Raw genomic sequence first — 17,189 nt, forward strand, 5'->3', positions numbered from 1 at the left:
GTGCTTTGTTCTCTGGTCACGAAGTTAGGAATCGGAAGCCCTGGTCGGCGTCCCACCGCAGAGCCCACTTCCCAAGTAGCTCTCAGGTATGACAGGGGCTACTCAGAGGGCGGTTCGCGGCTGAGTCCGTGCTCGGGTGGGTTGAGTACGGGTACTCATGTGGGGGGTGGTCGGTCGGCCGCATCGTACGGACATGAGATCAACTCTTCTCCCGAAGTCCCTGCTGGTGGCCGCACTCAGCGTCGTCGTCGTGGCCGGCCTCGGCGCGCAGAACGCCACCGCCGCCCAGACCTCCGCGGTCGCCGCCGCCGTCGCGGTGAGCGACGCGGACGCCGAGGTCCGGTTCCTCGAAATGACGGACCTCATCTGGCAGAGCTGCGCCCCGGACCTTTCCGAAACCACCGACGCAGTGGCCGCCCCCACCACGGTGGAGCCGATGCCCGACTCCGTCCAGCCGGTCCTGGTCGACCCGGTGCCTCTGGATCCGACGGAGGAGTGCGTGGCCCAGCGGCACCAGCTGCGCATCAGCCGGGCGTTCCCGGGGACGGCCACGGGCACGGGCACAGGCACGGGCACCTACGAGGAGCTGCGGAACAAGCTGATCGGTCTGAAGTACCCGGCGGCGCGGATCCACCGCATGCCGGACTTCAACGGCAAGCCGGTGGTACGGCTCGACCTGCGCGTGGGGGCCGATCACTTGGCCCTGGAGGTGACCGACATCGGCAACAGCGTGATGATCGAGGCGTTCGGCGCTCCGGAGGGCGTGAGCGTGACCGAGGTGCGGTTGCAGCGTCTGCTGGACCTGCCCTTCTGAGACGGCCCAGTCGGCCTTCACGGCCTAGTCCGCCGTCCGGGAGTCGGCGAGCGGCTCCACGAGCGGTTCGACGAAACCGGCGCGCCAGCGCGGGGCCGGGTCCTGTCCGGGGCTGGTCCAGTACTCCCGGGCGCCGGCGACCCGCCCGTCCCGTACGGTCCACAGGGAGACGGCGCGGTAGACGACGTGGTCCTGGGGTATCTCCACCTCGGTCACGACGAGATCGCCGTCCGCGAGGATCCGGAGCACGTCTACGGATCTCTCGTCCGCGTAGTCGTCGTCGCTGATGACGGCGATGAAGTTGTCGCGACCGACGATGCGCTCGCTGCTCACGGGCCATTCGATCACCGCGTCCTCGGTGATCAGCAGGGCCACTCCGTCCCAGTCCCGTGCCTCGATCCGCTCCCACAGTTGTGCCACTACCTTCAACGGCTCCATGTGCCGCAGTGTGCGGGGGGACCGCGGAAGGCAACAAGCTTTGCTTACAGGCTTATTGACTTCGACATAATCAGCGCCGCCGGTACGTGAGCGGGAGCGCGGTGCTGCCGTCGGGCTCCCGCACCGGGTTCCCGTCGGGGAGCGGCCGCAGGGTGCTCCGGCCGCCCGGCGAACACGACGGCGGCGCAGCGGAGATCACGGTGGAGGGGCCGAGCCCCGGCTGCGTCGGTGGTGGCGACGGCGAGGAGCAGGGCCGTGGACACGGCCGCGGACCGTGAGCGGGCGCGGGCGGGGTCGGAGTCCGTCCCGGGCACGGGGGTGAGCGTCGGGGCGGGCGAAGGGGTCCAGGACGCAGGCGGGGATTCCACCAGGTGTACGGACGGGGGCGTGTGGGCATTGCGGGGCAGACGCGGAACCGGCCGCCGCGGAACCGGTCGGGGCGGGATGACGATCCAGGGAGCAGCCAGTGCAGTTGCGCAACGTCGAACTCGTCGATGTCGATGCCTACGTCAGGATGCGGTGCGATCCCGTCATGATGGCCGACCTCGGCGGACCGCTTCCACGCGAAGGCATGGAGGACAAGGTCCGGCGGGACGTCCACAAGGCGGCAGCTGATCTCGACTGGATCAAGATGATCATCCCTGACCCGGCCAGGCCCGACGTCGTGGCGGGAACGGTGACCCTGTGGTCCCACGACACCGAGGACGGGCCCGTGTCGGAGATCGGATGGATGGTCCTGCCGGAACACCAGGGACGCGGACTGGGCAAACGAGCCGTCCGCACCCTGCTCGAACAGGCACGGGACGAGGACCGTTGGGGACTCGTGCACGCGTTCCCCGCAAGGAGCAATGGCGCGTCGAACGGCATCTGCCGCTCCCTCGGCTTCCGGTTCCTCGCCGAACGCGACGTGGCGTTCGCGGACCGCGTCCTGCCGGCCAACCACTGGGCCGTCGACCCCCGCACCATGCACGTCTAGTGCTGTGACCGGCAAGGTTCACCGGGTCGCGGCGCCCGGCACGGCACCTCGCCGCGTTGTCGGACCACGACGGTACGTCCAGTACGAGTCGCGGCCCTCCGCCTAGCACTAGGCGGACGGGGCTTCCGGTGGCGGCGGCAGGGTGTCCAGGGCGGCCGACAGGCGTTCCAGGACGCGGACCGTTTCGGCGAAGCCGTCCTCGCCGAGGGCCTCCACGAGCCGGGTGGCCAGGGCCGCGTGGCCCGGGCCGATTCTGGCGACCGCCGCGCGGCCGGCGTCTGTGGGACGCAGCAGCTTGGCCCGGCGGTGGGCCGGATTCGGCACGTATTCGGCGAGGCCCTTGTCGGCCAGTAGATCGGCGATGCGCTGCACGCTCTGCCGGGTGATGCCCATGGCCCGGGCGATGCCGGCGACGGGCAGCGGCTCGCGCAGTACGGCGCCGAGCACCTGCCACCAGGCCGCGGTCAGTCCCGCCGGGCGGGCCAGCTCCTCCGAAACGGAGAGGAACTGACCGTTGAGCCGGAACACCCCGAGGGCGGTGCGGCTCAGGAGGTCCTGCCGGGTGCGGAGGGGGTTCTCCCGCGATCCCCTGCCGCGTGCCGCCGGAGCCGCGTCGACGGCCTGCGGGGGTTTCCCCGCGGGCGGCTCCGGCGGCTCCGGCTCCGTACCCCGGGGGCGCGGCGCGGGCTGGTCAGGCATGGTTCGGGTCCGCCGCCATCAGGACCGGGTAAGCGCTCGCGTCGGAGTCGTGGAACAGGCGGTACCAGGCGTCGAGCACGTGCGGCTCGTACACCCCGAGGCGGGCGAAGACCTCGCGGGCGAACGCCACCGGTTCCGTGGGGCCCGCCGTGATCAGGTCGCCGTCGGTGACGGCGTCGGCCTCGACGTAGTGCTCGGCGCCGCCGTAGCCCGGCTGGCCGCCGAGGTAGAAGGGGGCCGCGCTGGTGTGCGTACGTCCGTCCAGGACTCCGGCGCGGGCCAGGCCGGCCGTGGCTCCGCAGATCGCGGCGACCGGGACGCCCGCCGCGAGGAACTCCTCGGCCTTCGCCGCGAAGGGAGACAGCTCGTCGCCCGCGTCCCACAGCCCGGCGCCGGTCAGGATGAGGAGCGCGGACTCCTCGGGGCGCAGGTCCGACAGGGCCAGGTCGGGCTGGATGCGGAGGCCGCCCATCGTGGTGACGGGCCGTCCGGCGGTGACGCCGACCGTGCGGACCTCGTAGCCGTGCTGGGTCAGGTGCGCGGTGGTGTGGCCCGTCTCCCAGTCGGCGTACGTGTCGTACACCGCCACGTGGACCGTGGGGGGAGTGGAGGAGGGTGCCGCGGACGTTGCGGACGTTGCGGGCGTGGTCTGGGACTCCGTCCCGGTTTCCTTCCGCGCCCCCGTGCTCGTCTCCGCCTGCGTCTGGGTCTCCGCCTGCGTCTTCGTCTGGGTCTCGCTCATCGTGCTCGCCTCCAGTGTCGCCGTCGCTGCCGCTGTTGCTGCCGTGCGTCTGTCTGCTGGTCCGGTACGGGTCGGGTTCGGGTGGGTCCTACGGGTCACCCGGCTGCCAACCCGTCCCGTTCGCTCTATGACAGCATGCTGCCATCGCGACAGCATGCTGTCAATCCCTCCCCAGACAGATTGCCGAGACCCGCCCCCCACCCGCATACAGACCGCCGATATCCCTCCCCACCTGCGCACTTCTACGGTTGCGGGCATGACCCCTCACGTCACCCCGGGCGCCACCGTCAAGGCCGCCGACCGCGCTCACGTCTTCCACTCCTGGTCCGCCCAGGCCCTGATCGACCCGCTCGCCGTGGCCAAAGCCGAGGGGTCGCACTTCTGGGACTACGACGGCAAGCGCTACCTCGACTTCGCCTCCCAGCTGGTCAACACCAACATCGGCCACCAGCACCCCAAGGTCGTCGCCGCCATCCAGGAGCAGGCGGCCAGGCTCTGCACCCTGGCCCCCGGTTTCGCCGTCGACGTCCGCTCCGAGGCCGCACGCCTCATCGCGCAGCGGACCCCCGGCGACCTCGACAAGATCTTCTTCACCAACGGTGGCGCCGAGGCCGTGGAGAACGCCGTCCGCATGGCCCGGCTGCACACCGGCCGGCAGAAGGTGATGTCCACCTACCGCTCGTACCACGGCGCCACCTCCGCCGCGATCAACCTGACCGGCGACCCGCGCCGCTGGCCCTCCGACACGGCCGCCGCGGGCGTCGTGCACTTCTGGGGGCCGTTCCTCTACCGCTCGCCCTTCCACGCGACCACCGAGGCCGAGGAGTGCGCGCGCGCCCTCACCCACCTCGCCGACACCATCGCCTTCGAGGGTCCGGCGACGATCGCCGCGATCATCCTGGAGTCGGTCCCCGGCACGGCGGGCATCATGACCCCGCCCCCCGGCTACCTGGCCGGCGTGCGCGAGCTCTGCGACCGCTACGGCATCGTCTTCATCCTGGACGAGGTCATGTCGGGCTTCGGCCGGACCGGCAAGTGGTTCGCCGCCGAGCACTTCGACGTCACCCCCGACCTGATCACCTTCGCCAAGGGGGTCAACAGTGGCTACGTCCCGCTCGGCGGCGTCGCGATCTCCGGCGCGATCGCCGAGACCTTCGCCACGCGCCCCTACCCGGGCGGGCTGACCTACTCCGGTCACCCCCTCGCCTGCGCCGCCGCCGTCGCGACGATGAACGCGATGGAGGAGGAGGGCATCGTCGAGCACTCCGCCCACCTCGGAGAGAACGTGATCGGCCCGGCCCTCGCCGACCTCGCGGAGCGTCACCCCTCGGTCGGGGAGGTGCGGGGTCTGGGCACCTTCTGGGCCCTGGAACTCGTACGGAACAAGGAGACGCGCGAGCCGCTCGTCCCCTACAACGCCGCGGGCGCGGACAACGCGCCGATGGCCGAGTTCGCCGCGGCCTGCAAGGCGTCCGGGCTGTGGCCGTTCGTCAATATGAACCGCACCCACGTGGTCCCTCCGTGCAACATCACCGAAGCGGACGCGAAGGAGGGCCTCGCCCTGCTGGACGACGCGCTGACCGTCGCCGACCGGCACGTTTCGGCCTGACGGAGGGCGTACGAAGGCGTACGCCCTCCGTGCGGAGGACGTACGAAGGACGTGCTGACGACGTACAGAGGACGTGCAGAGGGCCTTCGGAGCCCTGGCGGAGGCCCGGTCGACACCCCGACCGGGCTTCGGCGTACGACTCCCCCTCCGGGTCGCGCCGGGGCTCTGAGCAGGCTCGAGCAGCAAGGATGACCCTGCGCGGGTGGCCTCGAGCGGGCTCCGCGCAGGGGTGAACGATCAAGAAGAGAGACCCGGCCCATCCGGATAACGGGCGCTAAATCCACATAGCGGCCACAAACCGATCGGTTTCAGCCGTGCTGCCTGGCCTAAGGTGTCCGAAGCCCACAGATGGAGACGGACCCCTATGCCAGGCAGCGGCGCTGTCACCCGCAACACACTTCGCCAGCAGATCGCGGACGCGCTGCGTGACGAGGTGCTCGCGGGACGCCTGGCGGCCGGCAGCGAGTTCACCGTCAAACAGATCGCCGAGCAGTACGAGGTCTCCGCGACCCCCGTCCGCGAGGCCCTCGTCGATCTCTCCGCGCAGGGCCTGCTCGACTCGGTCCAGCATCGCGGCTTCCGCGTCCGAGTCTTTTCCGTGGATGATTTCCGGGGCATGATCGAGGCTCGTACGTTGATCGTGGAAGGCATCTTCCGCAGGCTCGTGGAACGCGGCACCGCCCCCGGCTCCGGGGAACGGCTGGTCTCGGTGCGCCGCCGGGCGGAGGAGGCGCGGCGGGCGGCGCTGAACGGCTCCCTCGAAGTGCTGATCGGCTACGACCTTCGCTTCTGGAGGGAGCTGAGCGGGCTGGTCGGCAACATCTACATCTCCGAGTTCCTGCACCGGATCCGGGTGCAGTGCTGGGTGTTCTCCGTGCCCTACATGAAGGCGAATCCGGATCTGCGCGCCCAGCTGTGGTCCGGGCACGACGAACTCATGGACGCGGTGACCCGCGCGGACGCAGAGGAGGTACGACGCCTCGTGCACGCGTACAACCAGCACGGTCTCGACTGGGCCGCGGGCCTGAAGGCGGCGGGCGCATGAGCGGGGAGAGCGCCGTGAGCGGCGACCAGGAGACGCGGGCCGCTGCCGGTACGCGCTGGCTCGGCGCGGTCGGGCTGTCCGTCGTCGTCCCCGCTCCCGTGCCGGAGCAGGACCTCACCGCTCTGCGCGAGCACCTCGACGCACACTGCGGCACGGGCCCCGGCGCCTGGGAACTCATCGTGGTCACCGGCGACGCGGCCGCCCCGGCGGCGGCCGACGCCGCGGAACCCAGGATCCGGCTGATCCGCCCCGGCGACACCGGCAGCGACACCGGCAGTGGCGACCGCAGGAGCGGCAAGGGCGCGGCCCTGCGCGCCGGAGTGCTCGCCTCCACGGGCGACCGGGTGCTGCTCATGGACCCCGCCCTCAGCACCCCGCTCGACGAGCTGACCCGGCTGGAAGAGGTCCTGGACCAGGACGCCCGCCCGGGCGACGGCCGCCCGGGCGACGCCCGCCCGGACGACGCCCACGGCGCCCACGGCGCCCACCCGGGCCCGGGTCCCGCCGTGGTCCTCGGCCGCTCCAGGAACCGCCTGGTCCGCACCCTGGGCATCCCCGGCATACCGGGATTCCGCGCCGACACCTGCGCCTTCGCCCTTTTCGACGGCGACCGCGCCCGCGCCGCCTTCGGCGCCTCCACCCTCGACGGACCGGCCATCGACGCCGAGGTCCTGCGCTGGATCCGCCGCCAGGGCTGGCAGGTCGCGGAGGTCGAACTCCCGGCCCGCCGCACCGCCACCCCGAAGACGGCCACCCCGAACGCCCCCACCCCGCGCATCCCCACCCCGCGCCCCGACCGCCGCCAAGCCCTCGGCGAGCTGTTCCGCCTCAACGCCGGCGGCCTCGCCGTGGCCCTGGCGTTCCTCGCGCTCTCCTTCTACGTCTTCCAGGGCCTGTGGACGGACCTCGACGGCGCCTACCTCGCGGACGCGCTCCAGGACCAGAACCAGTGGGAGTGGTTCGTCGGCGTCACCACCGACAACATCACCCACCTCCGCAACCCGCTCTTCACCCTCTCCCAGGGCATGCCCGACGGCGTGAACCTGATGGCCAACGCCACGATGCTGGGCCTGAACATCCCGCTGATCCCGGTCACGCTGCTCTTCGGCGAGACCGTCACCTTCGCGCTGGTCCTCACGCTCGGCATGGCCGCCAGCGCGTGGACCTGGTACTGGCTGATCCGCCGCCGGTTCGTGCGCGGCCGCTGGGCCGCCGCCGCGGGCGGGGCGCTCGCCGCCTTCGCGCCGCCGATGGTCTCGCACGCCAACGGCCATCCGAACTTCGTCGTCCTCTTCATGATTCCGCTGATCATCGACCGGGCCCTGCGCCTGTGCGAGGGCCACCGCGAGGGTCGCAGTGTGACGCGTGACGGGGTACTGCTCGGCCTCTTCGCGACGTACCAGATCTTCATCGGCGAGGAGCCGCTGCTCATCGCCGCGCTCGGCATGCTGGTCTTCTGCTTCGCCTACCTCGTCGTCGCCCCCCGCCGCGCCCTCGAGGCCGCCCGCCCGCTGGGCTCCGGTCTGCTCGTCGCGCTCGGCGTGTGCCTGCCGCTGGTGGCCGTACCGCTGTACTGGCAGTTCTTCGGCCCGCAGAGCTACCACTCGGTCCTGCACGGGGACAACGCCGGGAACAGTCCGCGCGCCCTGATCGAGTTCGCCTCGCGCTCGCTCTTCGGCGACCCCGAGACGGCCGGCAAGCTCTCCCTGAACACCACCGAGCAGAACGCCTTCTACGGCTGGCCCCTGCTCGCCTTCGGCGTCGTCGTGTGCGTGTGGCTGTGGCGGAGCAAGGCGGTACGGGCCCTCGCGCTCACCGGCTTCGCCGCGCTGCTGCTGTCCCTGGGGCCGTGGGTGCCCGTACCCCGCACGGAGATCGTGCTGCCGGGCCCCTGGCGCCTGATGATCAAGCTGCCGCTCTTCGAGTCGGTGATCGAGGGGCGCGTGGCGATGGTGTGCGCCCCCATCCTGGGCATCCTGCTCGCCCTGGCGCTCGACCGGATCCGGCGGCTGCCCGCGCGGGAGGCGCGCACGCTGGGCCTGCTGGGGGTGGCGGCCGCGCTGATCCCGGTCCTGCCACTGCCGCTGACCGTACGGGACCGCGCGCCGGTCCCCGCCTTCATCACCTCCGGGGACTGGAAGGGCTACGTCAAGGACGGGGAGGCACTCGTTCCGGTACCGCTGCCGGATCCGGGCCAGGCGGACGCGCTGCACTGGCAGGTGGAGGCGGACTTCGGCTTCCGGCTGGCCGGCGGCTACTTCAACGGCCCGTGGGGCCCCGACCGGGTCGGCATCTACGGAGCCACCCCGCGGCACCTCTCGAACCTCCTGCGCGACGTCCGCTACGGCGGGCAGCCGCCCGAGATCACCGACTCCTGGCGGCTACAGGCCCGCCAGGACCTGGAGTACTGGAAGGCCGGCGCGGTCGTCCTGCCCTTCCAGGACCGGGACACCGAGCTACGGGATCTGATCACCGGGCTGCTGGGCCGGGACCCGGAGCAGGTGCGCGACGCATGGGTCTGGAGGGTGGGCCCGCCGTAGGCGCGGATCCCGTGCCGGATCCGCCCCCCAAGGTTCTGCTCACCCCTTCGCTGAGCGTGTCCGGCGCACTACGCTGGCCCGATCGGCGGCAACGACTGATCGGAGGCCGAGTGGCCTGTGACCTGTGGCTGGTCCCCCTTGTCGACGTGCTGTGCCACAGCCCCGACAACCCCTTCGCGGAAGAGATCGCCTCGTACGACAAGGCGCTGGGCGAGGCCGGACTGCCGTCCGTGCCGGTGTTCGCGTACATGCCGGGGCTTTCCGGGGACGTCGCCCCGGTGGCCGGTTTCGACTACGACGCCCTGCACTTCCTGCGGCGGGCGTACCTGCTCCAGATCTGCGGGCTGCCGGTGACACCGGTGGACGAGCTGGGCGGGGACTACGAGCAACTGCTGGAGATGTTCGAGCCGACGGCCCAGCAGTCGCACCTGGTGTGGCACTACGACCACGCGGGGGCCTACGTCCCCGTGGACTTCGCGCACCCACTGGCCAACGAGGAGCTGCTGGCCGGGGGCGGGCCGCTGGGGTCCGCACAGGGCCTGCTGCGCGAGCTGGCGCTGGTGGCTCCCGCGATCGGGATAGACCCCCGGAACCCTCCGCTGGCGCCGGCGCCCCCGGGGCGCCCGACGTCGCTGGAGGAGCCGGCCGGGCCGATCCCGTACGACGACAGCCCCTTCGCGCGGGAGCGGCACGTATGGCTGGGCCTGCACGCGGCGGCGACCCGGAGCCTGGGCCAGGGCTCGATGATCATCTTCAGTTGACGCCGGTCCTGCGCGTACGCACGGGCCCCCGCGCCTTCGCACCGGTCCTGCGCCTACGCACCGGTCCTGCGCGTACGCACCGGCCCCGCTCCTACGCACCGGACGGGTCCCGCTCCGCACGGCGGAGCCGGACCCGCCCCGGTCAGCGCGGCGTTTCCGGCGGTCTCTGGCGGGGCATGTTCGGGCGGGTGCCCGGGGGGAGCGGGAAGCGGGCCGGCGGGACGTAGGCCTCCGAGCGGGATCCGCCCGCGCCCAGGGACTGCATGACCAGCGGGGCGGGGCCGGAGCTGAACTCGACCATCCACTCCGCGGTCTCGGACCGCACCAGCTCGGTGACGTCCTCCGAGAAGCGGCGCAGCACGGTCAGACATCGCTCCGCGGCCTCGCTGGCGGTGCCCTCGGTCGGGCCCAGGATCTCGCGGACGTTCTCCGTGGCCCAGTCGAACTGCAGGGTCTGCAGTCGCCGCTGCACGGCCTGCGCCGTCGCCACGTCCCGCATCCAGCCCGAGGTCAGGCCGAAGAACCGGTCGCAGGCCAGGCAGGCCGCGCCCAGGAGCAGCGCGAGATAGCCGTACGAGGCCGCTCCCGGCACCGAGCCGGCCAGCTCCAGCAGCGGCATCGCGGCGCCCGTGACCGCGCCGACGGCGGCCCCGATCCGCAGGATCCGGGCCCCGCGGCGCTTCCACGCCCGGTCCGACAGGTACCACTCGGCGGTGCGCAGCGCGTCGGCCTCGACCCGTCGGTAGAGCTCGTCGAGCCGCTCGGCGGGCTCGCCCCAGTCCCCGAGAGGGAACGGCCGCCCGGTAAGGTCGCCGTCCTCAGCGGGATCCCGGGGTGGCCCCTCGGGCTGCATCTCCGGCTGACTCACCCGGGCACTCCCTCTTGCCTGCGCTGAACGTGTGGTGGTGCGCGTGTGCGCAATGGTGCGCATGCTCTTCCTACCTTCGAATGAGACGCGGTGGGCGACGATTCCCGGGATTTCCGCCCGCAAGGGGGGCGTCATCAGGTACGCGCACGCCCCGTCTCTCACTCGAAAGAGTTGGTCCTCACGGCGTAGGGCGCGGCGCCCGGGGAGCACGTAGGCTCGGATTGACCAAGCCGCCGGCGCTTGGCACGACGCTACGGAGTGAGTGACCTGTGATTCCCGGTGGTGGCATGCCCGACATACAGCAGCTGCTCCAGCAGGCCCAGAAGATGCAGCAGGACCTTGCCGTGGCGCAGGACGAGCTGGCGCGCACCGAGGTCGAGGGCCAGGCCGGCGGCGGCCTGGTGAAGGCGACCGTCACCGGTTCCGGTGAACTGCGCGCGCTGGTGATCGACCCGAAGGCCGTGGACCCCGAGGACACCGAGACGCTCGCGGACCTGGTGGTCGCGGCGGTCCAGGCGGCCAACGAGAACGCGCAGGCGCTCCAGCAGCAGAAGCTGGGCCCGCTGGCGCAGGGCCTGGGCGGCGGCAGCGGGATCCCCGGCCTGCCGTTCTAGGACCCGTCCCGTCCCGTTCCCCCACCAGCACTCCTCAGAACCGAAAGAAGGCAGTCCGTTGTACGAAGGCGTGGTCCAGGACCTGATCGACGAGCTGGGCAGGCTGCCCGGCGTCGGGCCCAAGAGCGCGCAGCGGATCGCCTTCCACATCCTGCAGGCCGAGCCCACCGATGTCCGCCGCCTCGCGCACGCGCTGCTGGAGGTCAAGGACAAGGTCCGGTTCTGCGCGGTGTGCGGGAACGTGGCGCAGGAGGAGCGGTGCAACATCTGCCGCGATCCGCGCCGCGATCTCACGGTCATCTGTGTGGTCGAGGAGTCGAAGGACGTCGTCGCGATCGAGCGGACCCGCGAGTTCCGGGGGCGGTACCACGTCCTCGGCGGCGCGATCAGCCCGATCGAGGGCGTCGGACCGGACGATCTGCGCATCCGGGAGCTGCTGGCGCGGCTCGCGGACGGATCGGTCACCGAGCTGATCATCGCGACCGACCCGAACCTGGAGGGCGAGGCGACCGCCACCTACCTCGCCCGCATGATGAAGCCCATGGGCCTCAAGGTCACCCGCCTGGCCAGCGGGCTCCCCGTAGGGGGAGATCTGGAGTACGCGGACGAGGTCACGCTCGGGCGGGCCTTTGAAGGAAGGCGACTTCTCGATGTCTGACGCAACGCTGCACGCCCTGGGACTGGATCCGGACGACTTCGCGGCTTCGATCGCGGATCAGATCGAGTCCTTCATCGTCGCGGTCACCGAGGTGGCCAAGGGCGAGGACCCGGACAGCGCGGTGCCCTTCCTCCTCCTGGAGGTGTCCCAGCTGCTGCTGGCGGGCGGCCGGCTGGGCGCGTACCAGGACGTCCTGCCCGACGAGCGCTACGAGCCCGACCTGGGCCCGGAGCCGGACGTCGAGGACCTGCGCGAACGGTTCTCCGTGATGCTGGAGCCGGTCGACGTCTACTCGGAGGTCTTCGACCCCTACGAGCCGCGCAAGGCTCCGGTCCCGCACCGGATCTCCGACGACCTGGCCGACATGGTCGCCGACCTGCGCCACGGCCTCATCCACCACCAGGCCGGCCGGATCACCGAGGCGCTGTGGTGGTGGCAGTTCTCGTACTTCACCAACTGGGGCCCGACGGCGTCGGCCACGCTGCGCGCCCTCCAGTCACTGATCGCGCACGTCCGCCTCGACCAGCCGCTGGCCGCCCTGGACGGGCTGGACACGGACGAGGACGTGGCGGAGGACGAGCTCGCCGAACAGGCCGGCCAGGTCATGGCGGAGGAGCTCGGCCAACTCGGCCGGCGCTGACATCCCCGAAAGACCGCCGGTGGGGGAACCCATCTGCTGATCTTTTCGTCTCATGATGTGGTACGAGGCGGTCGGATCCCGGTCGCTCGTTAGACTGCACCAGCAATGAGACGGACTGAGCAAGGAGCGCACGTGGGCCTTGTCGTGCAGAAGTACGGAGGCTCCTCCGTAGCCGATGCCGAAGGCATCAAGCGTGTTGCCAAGCGGATCGTGGATGCCAAGAAGAACGGCCACCAAGTGGTCGTCGTGGTTTCCGCGATGGGCGACACGACGGACGAGCTGATCGATCTCGCCGAGCAGGTGTCCCCGATGCCTGCCGGGCGTGAATTCGACATGCTGCTGACCGCGGGAGAGCGGATCTCCATGGCCCTGCTGGCCATGGCGATCAAAAACCTGGGCCACGAGGCCCAGTCGTTCACCGGCAGCCAGGCAGGCGTCATCACCGACTCGGTCCACAACAAAGCGCGCATCATCGATGTCACGCCGGGCCGTATCCGCACCGCGCTGGACGAGGGCAACATCGCCATCGTCGCCGGCTTCCAAGGTGTGTCGGCGGACAGCAAGGACATCACCACCCTCGGCCGGGGCGGCTCGGACACGACCGCCGTCGCGCTCGCCGCGGCGCTGGACGCCGAGGTCTGCGAGATCTACACCGATGTCGACGGCGTCTTCACCGCGGACCCCCGCGTCGTGAAGAAGGCCCGGAAGATCGACTGGATCAACTCCGAGGACATGCTGGAGCTCGCGGCCTCCGGTTCCAAGGTGCTGCTGCACCGCTGCGTCGAGTACGCGCGCCGCTACAACATCCCGATCCACGTCCGCTCGTCCTTCTCGGGACTGCCGGGCACCTGGGTCAGCAACGAGAATCCGCAAGGGGACGAGCCGGTGGAGCACGCCATCATCTCCGGAGTCGCTCACGACGTCTCCGAAGCCAAGATCACGGTCGTCGGCGTCCCGGACAAGCCGGGTGAGGCCGCGGCCATCTTCCGCGCCATCGCGGACGCCGAGATCAACATCGACATGATCGTGCAGAACGTGTCCGCGGCCTCCACGGGCCTCACGGACATCTCCTTCACCCTTCCCAAGGCCGAGGGCCACAAGGCCATCGACGCCCTGGAGAAGGCGAAGGGCACCATCGGCTTCGACTCCCTGCGCTACGACGACCAGATCGGCAAGATCTCCCTGGTCGGCGCGGGCATGAAGACCAACCCGGGTGTCACCGCCTCGTTCTTCCAGGCGCTGTCCGACGCGGGAGTCAACATCGAGCTGATCTCCACCTCGGAGATCCGGATCTCGGTCGTGACCCGCCAGGACGACGTCAACGAGGCCGTCCGCGCCGTGCACACGGCCTTCGGACTCGACTCCGACAACGGCGACGAAGCCGTCGTCTACGGCGGCACGGGACGTTGAACCCGCCCGCGGCCCGGTCCGCCCCGGCTCCGGCACTCGCCGTGGTCGGGGCGACCGGAGCCGTCGGCTCCGTCCTGCTCCAGATGCTGTCCCAGCGGGCCGACGTCTGGGGCGACGTACGCCTGCTCGCCTCCTCGCGCTCGGCCGGCCGCAGGCTGACCGTGCGCGGTACGGAGACCGAGGTGCTCGCCCTCACCGAAGACGCCTTCGACGGCCTCGGGGCGGGTGACATCGCGGTCTTCCTGACCCCGGCCGAGGTCTCGGCCCGGTGGGCTCCCGTCGTCACCGCGCGCGGAACCGTCGTGGTGGACCAGTCCGCGGCCTTCCGCGAGGACCCCGAGGTACCGCTGGTGGTGCCCGAGGTGAACGGCCACGCGGCCCGGATCCGGCCGCGCGGGATCGTCGCCGGGCCCGACTGCGTGACCGCCGCGATGAGCGCGGCGCTGGGCGCGCTGCACGCCGAGTACGCGCTGGCCGAGCTGGCCGTCTCCACCTACCAGGCCGCGAGCGCGGCCGGCCGGGCCGGCGCGGAGGCGCTGCGCCGCCAGCTGTCACTCGTCGCCGGCAGCTCCCTGGGGGAGCAGCCCGGGGACGTGCGCCGGGCCGTGGGCGAGGACACCGGGCCCTTCGCGGGTCCGCTCGCGCTCAACGTGCTGCCGTGGTCGGGTGAGCTGCGCGAGGACGGCTGGTCCTCGCACGAGCTGGCCGTACGGGCGCAAGTGCGCCGGATCCTGGACCTGGCGGAGCTGCCGGTGTCCGTGACCTGCGTACAGGTACCCGTACTGACCGGGCATTCGCTGACCGTACGGGCCCGGTTCGAGCGCGTCGTCGAGGCGGCGCACGCCCGGGAGATCCTGGAATCGGCGCCCGGGGTGGTCCTCGTGGACGACCCGGCCGCGGGGGAGTTCCCGACGCCTTCGGACGCGGCGGGTACGGATCCGGCCTGGGTGGGGCGGGTGCGGCGCTCGCTCGACGACCCGCGCGCGCTGGAGTTCTTCGTCTGCGCGGACAATCTGCGCCAGGGTGCTGCGCTGAATGCCACACAAAATGCGGAGCTCATCGCGGCTGGTTTTAGCTCCTTCAGTTTGTAGGATCATCGTTAATACCTTGATCGAGGTGACGGCTCGACGGCTGTCGTCGTACGACGACGCGCGTCCGGGTGTGCGGCTACGCAAGAAGACGATGAGAATTCCGCCGATGAATCTGCCGTGCGCGTACAACCCTGTCGGGGGGACGCGAGTCCAACTGGCGTGGCAGAAGCATTGCTCGAACACCCCGTCATCGCGGCGCGGACCGGGACCATCCCCGGCCCGCCGCGTCTGCGACCCCGTACGCCCGGTGGGCTCCCGGTGATCGGTCCCGTTCCGCCCGCCGCGACGGCGTCCGGAGCTCCCCCGCTGCCCGGGGTGCCCGCCGCGCCCACGCCCGGCGTCCGCACGCCCGGACCGGCCAAGGACGGCCGCGTGCCCGGGCCGCGCGACAGCGCGGAGGACATCGGGAGCACGAAGCCGGCCGAGCCGGCCGAGCCGGCCGAGCCGGCCGAAGCCGTCACGGTGGCCGAGCCGGTCGTGGTGGCCGAGCCGGCCGAGGTGGTCCAGGGGACCACCGTCGACCACCTCACCGAGACCTACCAGGCCCACTACCGCTCGCTCCTGGGCCTCGCCGCGCTGCTCCTCGACGACACCGCCTCCTGCGAGGACGTCGTCCAGGAGGCCTTCATCCGCGTCCACTCGGCCCGCAGGAAGGTCCGGGACCGGGACAAGACCCTGGCCTACCTGCGCCAGACCGTCGTCAACCTTTCGCGCTCCGCCCTGCGCCGCCGCATCCTCGGCCTGAAGCTTCTGTCGAAGCCGATGCCGGACATGGCGAGCGCCGAGGAAGGCGCGTACGACCTGCTGGAACGGGAAGATCTCATCAAGGCGATGCGCGGGCTCCAGCGACGCCAGCGCGAGGTGCTGTCGTTGCGCTACTTCTCCGACATGACGGAAAGCCAGGTCGCCGAGGTCCTCGGCATATCGCTCGGTTCGGTCAAGGCGTACGGATCGCGGGGCATTGCCGCGCTGCGGGTGGCGATGGAGGCTGCGCAGTCATGAGTGAGGACCGCAAGACGAACGACGGCGAAGACCGGGAGCTGCCCGGCCGGGCCGGCGGATCCGCGTCCGGGGGCCCGGAGGCACTGCGGGAGCTCGTGTTCGGCAAGCCGAATCCGGCGAAGACGGCGAAGACGCCGGACGCGGCGGACACGGCGGACACGGCGGATTCCGAGCCCTTGGGCGAGGAGGACGCGCTGCGCGTCCTGCTGCGCGGGGTCGTCGGTGGGATCGAGCCCTCCGGCGACGCGCTGGACCGCCTGCGGCACGCCGTCCCCGCGCGCCGGGTCCGCAACCACAGGATCCTCGTCGCCGCGGCGGCGGCCGTGGTGGTGCTCGGCGGCTCGGTGCCGGTGGGCCTGTACATGACCTCCGGGGCGGACGGGAACTCCGGCCGTGCCGTCACGGCGGGGCACGGCCAGACGGGCGACGACTCGAAGGACGGGTCCGGGCTGCACCAGAACGGCTCCGCCCGTCCGAAGCCCAAGAGGTCCTCCGACAAGGACAGGGACAAGGACAAGGACAAGAAGGACAAGGACGAGGAGAACGGCGCCAGCGCGTCGCCCACTTCGCCCGGCGGCTTCCCGAGCACCGGCGGGTCGGACGTCACCCCGCCCCGCGCGACCCCCGGAAGCGGCTCCACCGGCAGTGTCGGGGGTGGTGTGCTGCCCCCGCCCGCGTCCTCGGAGGTTCCCTTCTGCTCCGAGAGCCAGGTCGGGGTGGCGGCCAGTACGCGGGCCCCGTCGGCCGGCGGCAAGATCTACGGCAGCTTCAGGGTCACCAACGTGTCCTCGAAGGGCTGCACCGTCCGCGGTCCGGAGAGCCTGACGGCCGGCCCGGCGAGCGAGGGCGGAGCCGGGGTCGCGGTCGTCAACCACGTCACGGGCGACCCGGCGACCGGGCTGCTGCCCGACCCGTCGGTGGAGACCCTGAAGCTGGTGCTCCCGCCGAACGCGTCGTACGAGGTCCGCTTCGCGTGGGTGCCGCCGGAGGGCGGCTGTCCCGGCGCGAGCGGCGAGGGTGACAACGCGTCGGGCGAGGGCACCGGGGGCGCCCCGGACGCCGGGACGGGCACCGACACGGGCCAGGTCCAGGCGGAGACTCCGCCGCTCGGTGCCGTGGTGACCCACACGCCCAACACACTGGGGCCGGACGGCCCGACGACGCAGACGACCATCGCCGAGGCGTGCGGCGGAACGGTGTACCGGACGGGCGTCATCCCGCTCAGGTAAACCCGCTCAGGCAGGCCCGCTCAGGCAGGCCCGCTCAGGCAGACCCGCGACGG

17 protein-coding genes are annotated in these 17,189 nt (G+C 71.5%); 13 read left to right on the plus strand and 4 right to left on the minus strand.

What is annotated here, in order from left to right:
* Positions 1–193 precede the first annotated feature (193 nt).
* A complete protein-coding gene (locus tag ACIQV3_RS19870; protein ID WP_403713715.1) occupies positions 194–814 on the plus strand; it encodes a hypothetical protein in 621 nt (206 codons plus the stop codon).
* 24 nt (positions 815–838) lie between these two features.
* On the opposite strand, the gene ACIQV3_RS19875 is transcribed toward ACIQV3_RS19870, so the two are convergent.
* Entirely contained in the window at positions 839–1,252 is a 414-nt protein-coding gene (locus ACIQV3_RS19875) for a nuclear transport factor 2 family protein (RefSeq protein ID WP_403713716.1), read from the minus strand.
* 466 nt (positions 1,253–1,718) lie between these two features.
* Between ACIQV3_RS19875 and ACIQV3_RS19880 the strand changes: the two genes are divergently transcribed.
* Positions 1,719–2,228, plus strand: coding sequence for a GNAT family N-acetyltransferase (locus ACIQV3_RS19880; RefSeq protein ID WP_403713717.1), 510 nt, complete (start codon positions 1,719–1,721; stop codon positions 2,226–2,228).
* Between the two features lie 108 nt (positions 2,229–2,336).
* Here the strand turns inward: ACIQV3_RS19880 and ACIQV3_RS19885 are convergent, their stop codons facing one another.
* Entirely contained in the window at positions 2,337–2,927 is a 591-nt protein-coding gene (locus tag ACIQV3_RS19885; protein ID WP_403713719.1) for a MarR family winged helix-turn-helix transcriptional regulator, read from the minus strand.
* Positions 2,920–3,669 carry a DJ-1/PfpI family protein gene (locus tag ACIQV3_RS19890; RefSeq protein ID WP_403713720.1) on the minus strand — a complete coding sequence of 250 codons (750 nt, stop codon included), beginning with the start codon at positions 3,667–3,669 and terminating at the stop codon, positions 2,920–2,922. The genes ACIQV3_RS19885 and ACIQV3_RS19890 overlap by 8 nt, the downstream gene beginning before the upstream one ends.
* 256 nt (positions 3,670–3,925) lie before the next feature.
* On the opposite strand from ACIQV3_RS19890, the gene ACIQV3_RS19895 reads away from it, so the two are divergent.
* The 4 genes from ACIQV3_RS19895 to ACIQV3_RS19910 all read left to right on the plus strand — a co-directional run bounded on the left by ACIQV3_RS19895 (position 3,926) and on the right by ACIQV3_RS19910 (position 9,624).
* Complete coding sequence (locus ACIQV3_RS19895) at positions 3,926–5,278, plus strand: aspartate aminotransferase family protein (protein WP_403713721.1); 1,353 nt, start codon at positions 3,926–3,928, stop codon at positions 5,276–5,278.
* A 364-nt stretch (positions 5,279–5,642) separates the two neighbouring features.
* Positions 5,643–6,323, plus strand: coding sequence for a GntR family transcriptional regulator (locus tag ACIQV3_RS19900; protein WP_403713722.1), 681 nt, complete (start codon positions 5,643–5,645; stop codon positions 6,321–6,323).
* Complete coding sequence (locus ACIQV3_RS19905; RefSeq protein WP_403713723.1) at positions 6,320–8,863, plus strand: glycosyltransferase family 2 protein; 2,544 nt, start codon at positions 6,320–6,322, stop codon at positions 8,861–8,863. The genes ACIQV3_RS19900 and ACIQV3_RS19905 overlap by 4 nt, the downstream gene beginning before the upstream one ends.
* A 110-nt stretch (positions 8,864–8,973) precedes the next feature.
* Positions 8,974–9,624, plus strand: a complete 651-nt coding sequence (locus tag ACIQV3_RS19910; protein ID WP_403713724.1) for a hypothetical protein — start codon at positions 8,974–8,976, stop codon at positions 9,622–9,624.
* 142 nt (positions 9,625–9,766) lie between these two features.
* Here ACIQV3_RS19910 and ACIQV3_RS19915 read toward each other — a convergent pair whose 3' ends face one another.
* Entirely contained in the window at positions 9,767–10,492 is a 726-nt protein-coding gene (locus ACIQV3_RS19915; protein ID WP_403713725.1) for an SLATT domain-containing protein, read from the minus strand.
* A 269-nt stretch (positions 10,493–10,761) separates the two neighbouring features.
* Between ACIQV3_RS19915 and ACIQV3_RS19920 the strand changes: the two genes are divergently transcribed.
* From ACIQV3_RS19920 to ACIQV3_RS19950, 7 genes are all read left to right on the plus strand, one after another.
* The gene (locus ACIQV3_RS19920; protein ID WP_403713726.1) at positions 10,762–11,106 is read left to right on the plus strand and encodes a YbaB/EbfC family nucleoid-associated protein; all 345 of its coding nucleotides are present in this window, start codon (positions 10,762–10,764) and stop codon (positions 11,104–11,106) included.
* A gap of 58 nt (positions 11,107–11,164) precedes the next feature.
* Complete coding sequence (gene recR / locus ACIQV3_RS19925; RefSeq protein ID WP_243330636.1) at positions 11,165–11,764, plus strand: recombination mediator RecR; 600 nt, start codon at positions 11,165–11,167, stop codon at positions 11,762–11,764.
* A complete protein-coding gene (locus ACIQV3_RS19930; protein ID WP_403713728.1) occupies positions 11,757–12,404 on the plus strand; it encodes a DUF5063 domain-containing protein in 648 nt (215 codons plus the stop codon). Before recR ends, ACIQV3_RS19930 begins: the two co-directional genes overlap by 8 nt.
* A gap of 132 nt (positions 12,405–12,536) precedes the next feature.
* Positions 12,537–13,814, plus strand: a complete 1,278-nt coding sequence (locus ACIQV3_RS19935) for an aspartate kinase (RefSeq protein ID WP_266879870.1) — start codon at positions 12,537–12,539, stop codon at positions 13,812–13,814.
* The gene (locus ACIQV3_RS19940; RefSeq protein WP_403713729.1) at positions 13,811–14,905 is read left to right on the plus strand and encodes an aspartate-semialdehyde dehydrogenase; all 1,095 of its coding nucleotides are present in this window, start codon (positions 13,811–13,813) and stop codon (positions 14,903–14,905) included. Before ACIQV3_RS19935 ends, ACIQV3_RS19940 begins: the two co-directional genes overlap by 4 nt.
* Positions 14,906–15,094: 189 nt before the next feature.
* The gene (locus tag ACIQV3_RS19945; RefSeq protein ID WP_403713865.1) at positions 15,095–15,907 is read left to right on the plus strand and encodes a SigE family RNA polymerase sigma factor; all 813 of its coding nucleotides are present in this window, start codon (positions 15,095–15,097) and stop codon (positions 15,905–15,907) included.
* The gene (locus tag ACIQV3_RS19950) at positions 15,904–17,136 is read left to right on the plus strand and encodes a hypothetical protein (protein ID WP_403713730.1); all 1,233 of its coding nucleotides are present in this window, start codon (positions 15,904–15,906) and stop codon (positions 17,134–17,136) included. Before ACIQV3_RS19945 ends, ACIQV3_RS19950 begins: the two co-directional genes overlap by 4 nt.
* The last annotated feature ends 53 nt before the right edge of the window (positions 17,137–17,189 follow it).

The sequence above is a fragment of the Streptomyces sp. NPDC099050 genome (assembly GCF_044759865.1).
Taxonomy (GTDB): domain Bacteria; phylum Actinomycetota; class Actinomycetes; order Streptomycetales; family Streptomycetaceae; genus Streptomyces.

What these genes read in the sequence shown, in the direction of transcription:
- ACIQV3_RS19895 (WP_403713721.1), top strand. Translation starts at nt 3,926, where the DNA reads ATGACCCCTCACGTCACCCCGGGCGCCACCGTCAAGGCCGCCGACCGC.
- ACIQV3_RS19950 (WP_403713730.1), top strand. Translation starts at nt 15,904, where the DNA reads ATGAGTGAGGACCGCAAGACGAACGACGGCGAAGACCGGGAGCTGCCC.
- ACIQV3_RS19930 (WP_403713728.1), top strand. Translation starts at nt 11,757, where the DNA reads ATGTCTGACGCAACGCTGCACGCCCTGGGACTGGATCCGGACGACTTC.
- ACIQV3_RS19885 (WP_403713719.1), bottom strand. Translation starts at nt 2,927, where the DNA reads ATGCCTGACCAGCCCGCGCCGCGCCCCCGGGGTACGGAGCCGGAGCCG.
- ACIQV3_RS19905 (WP_403713723.1), top strand. Translation starts at nt 6,320, where the DNA reads ATGAGCGGGGAGAGCGCCGTGAGCGGCGACCAGGAGACGCGGGCCGCT.
- ACIQV3_RS19875 (WP_403713716.1), bottom strand. Translation starts at nt 1,252, where the DNA reads ATGGAGCCGTTGAAGGTAGTGGCACAACTGTGGGAGCGGATCGAGGCA.
- ACIQV3_RS19890 (WP_403713720.1), bottom strand. Translation starts at nt 3,669, where the DNA reads ATGAGCGAGACCCAGACGAAGACGCAGGCGGAGACCCAGACGCAGGCG.
- ACIQV3_RS19870 (WP_403713715.1), top strand. Translation starts at nt 194, where the DNA reads ATGAGATCAACTCTTCTCCCGAAGTCCCTGCTGGTGGCCGCACTCAGC.
- ACIQV3_RS19900 (WP_403713722.1), top strand. Translation starts at nt 5,643, where the DNA reads ATGCCAGGCAGCGGCGCTGTCACCCGCAACACACTTCGCCAGCAGATC.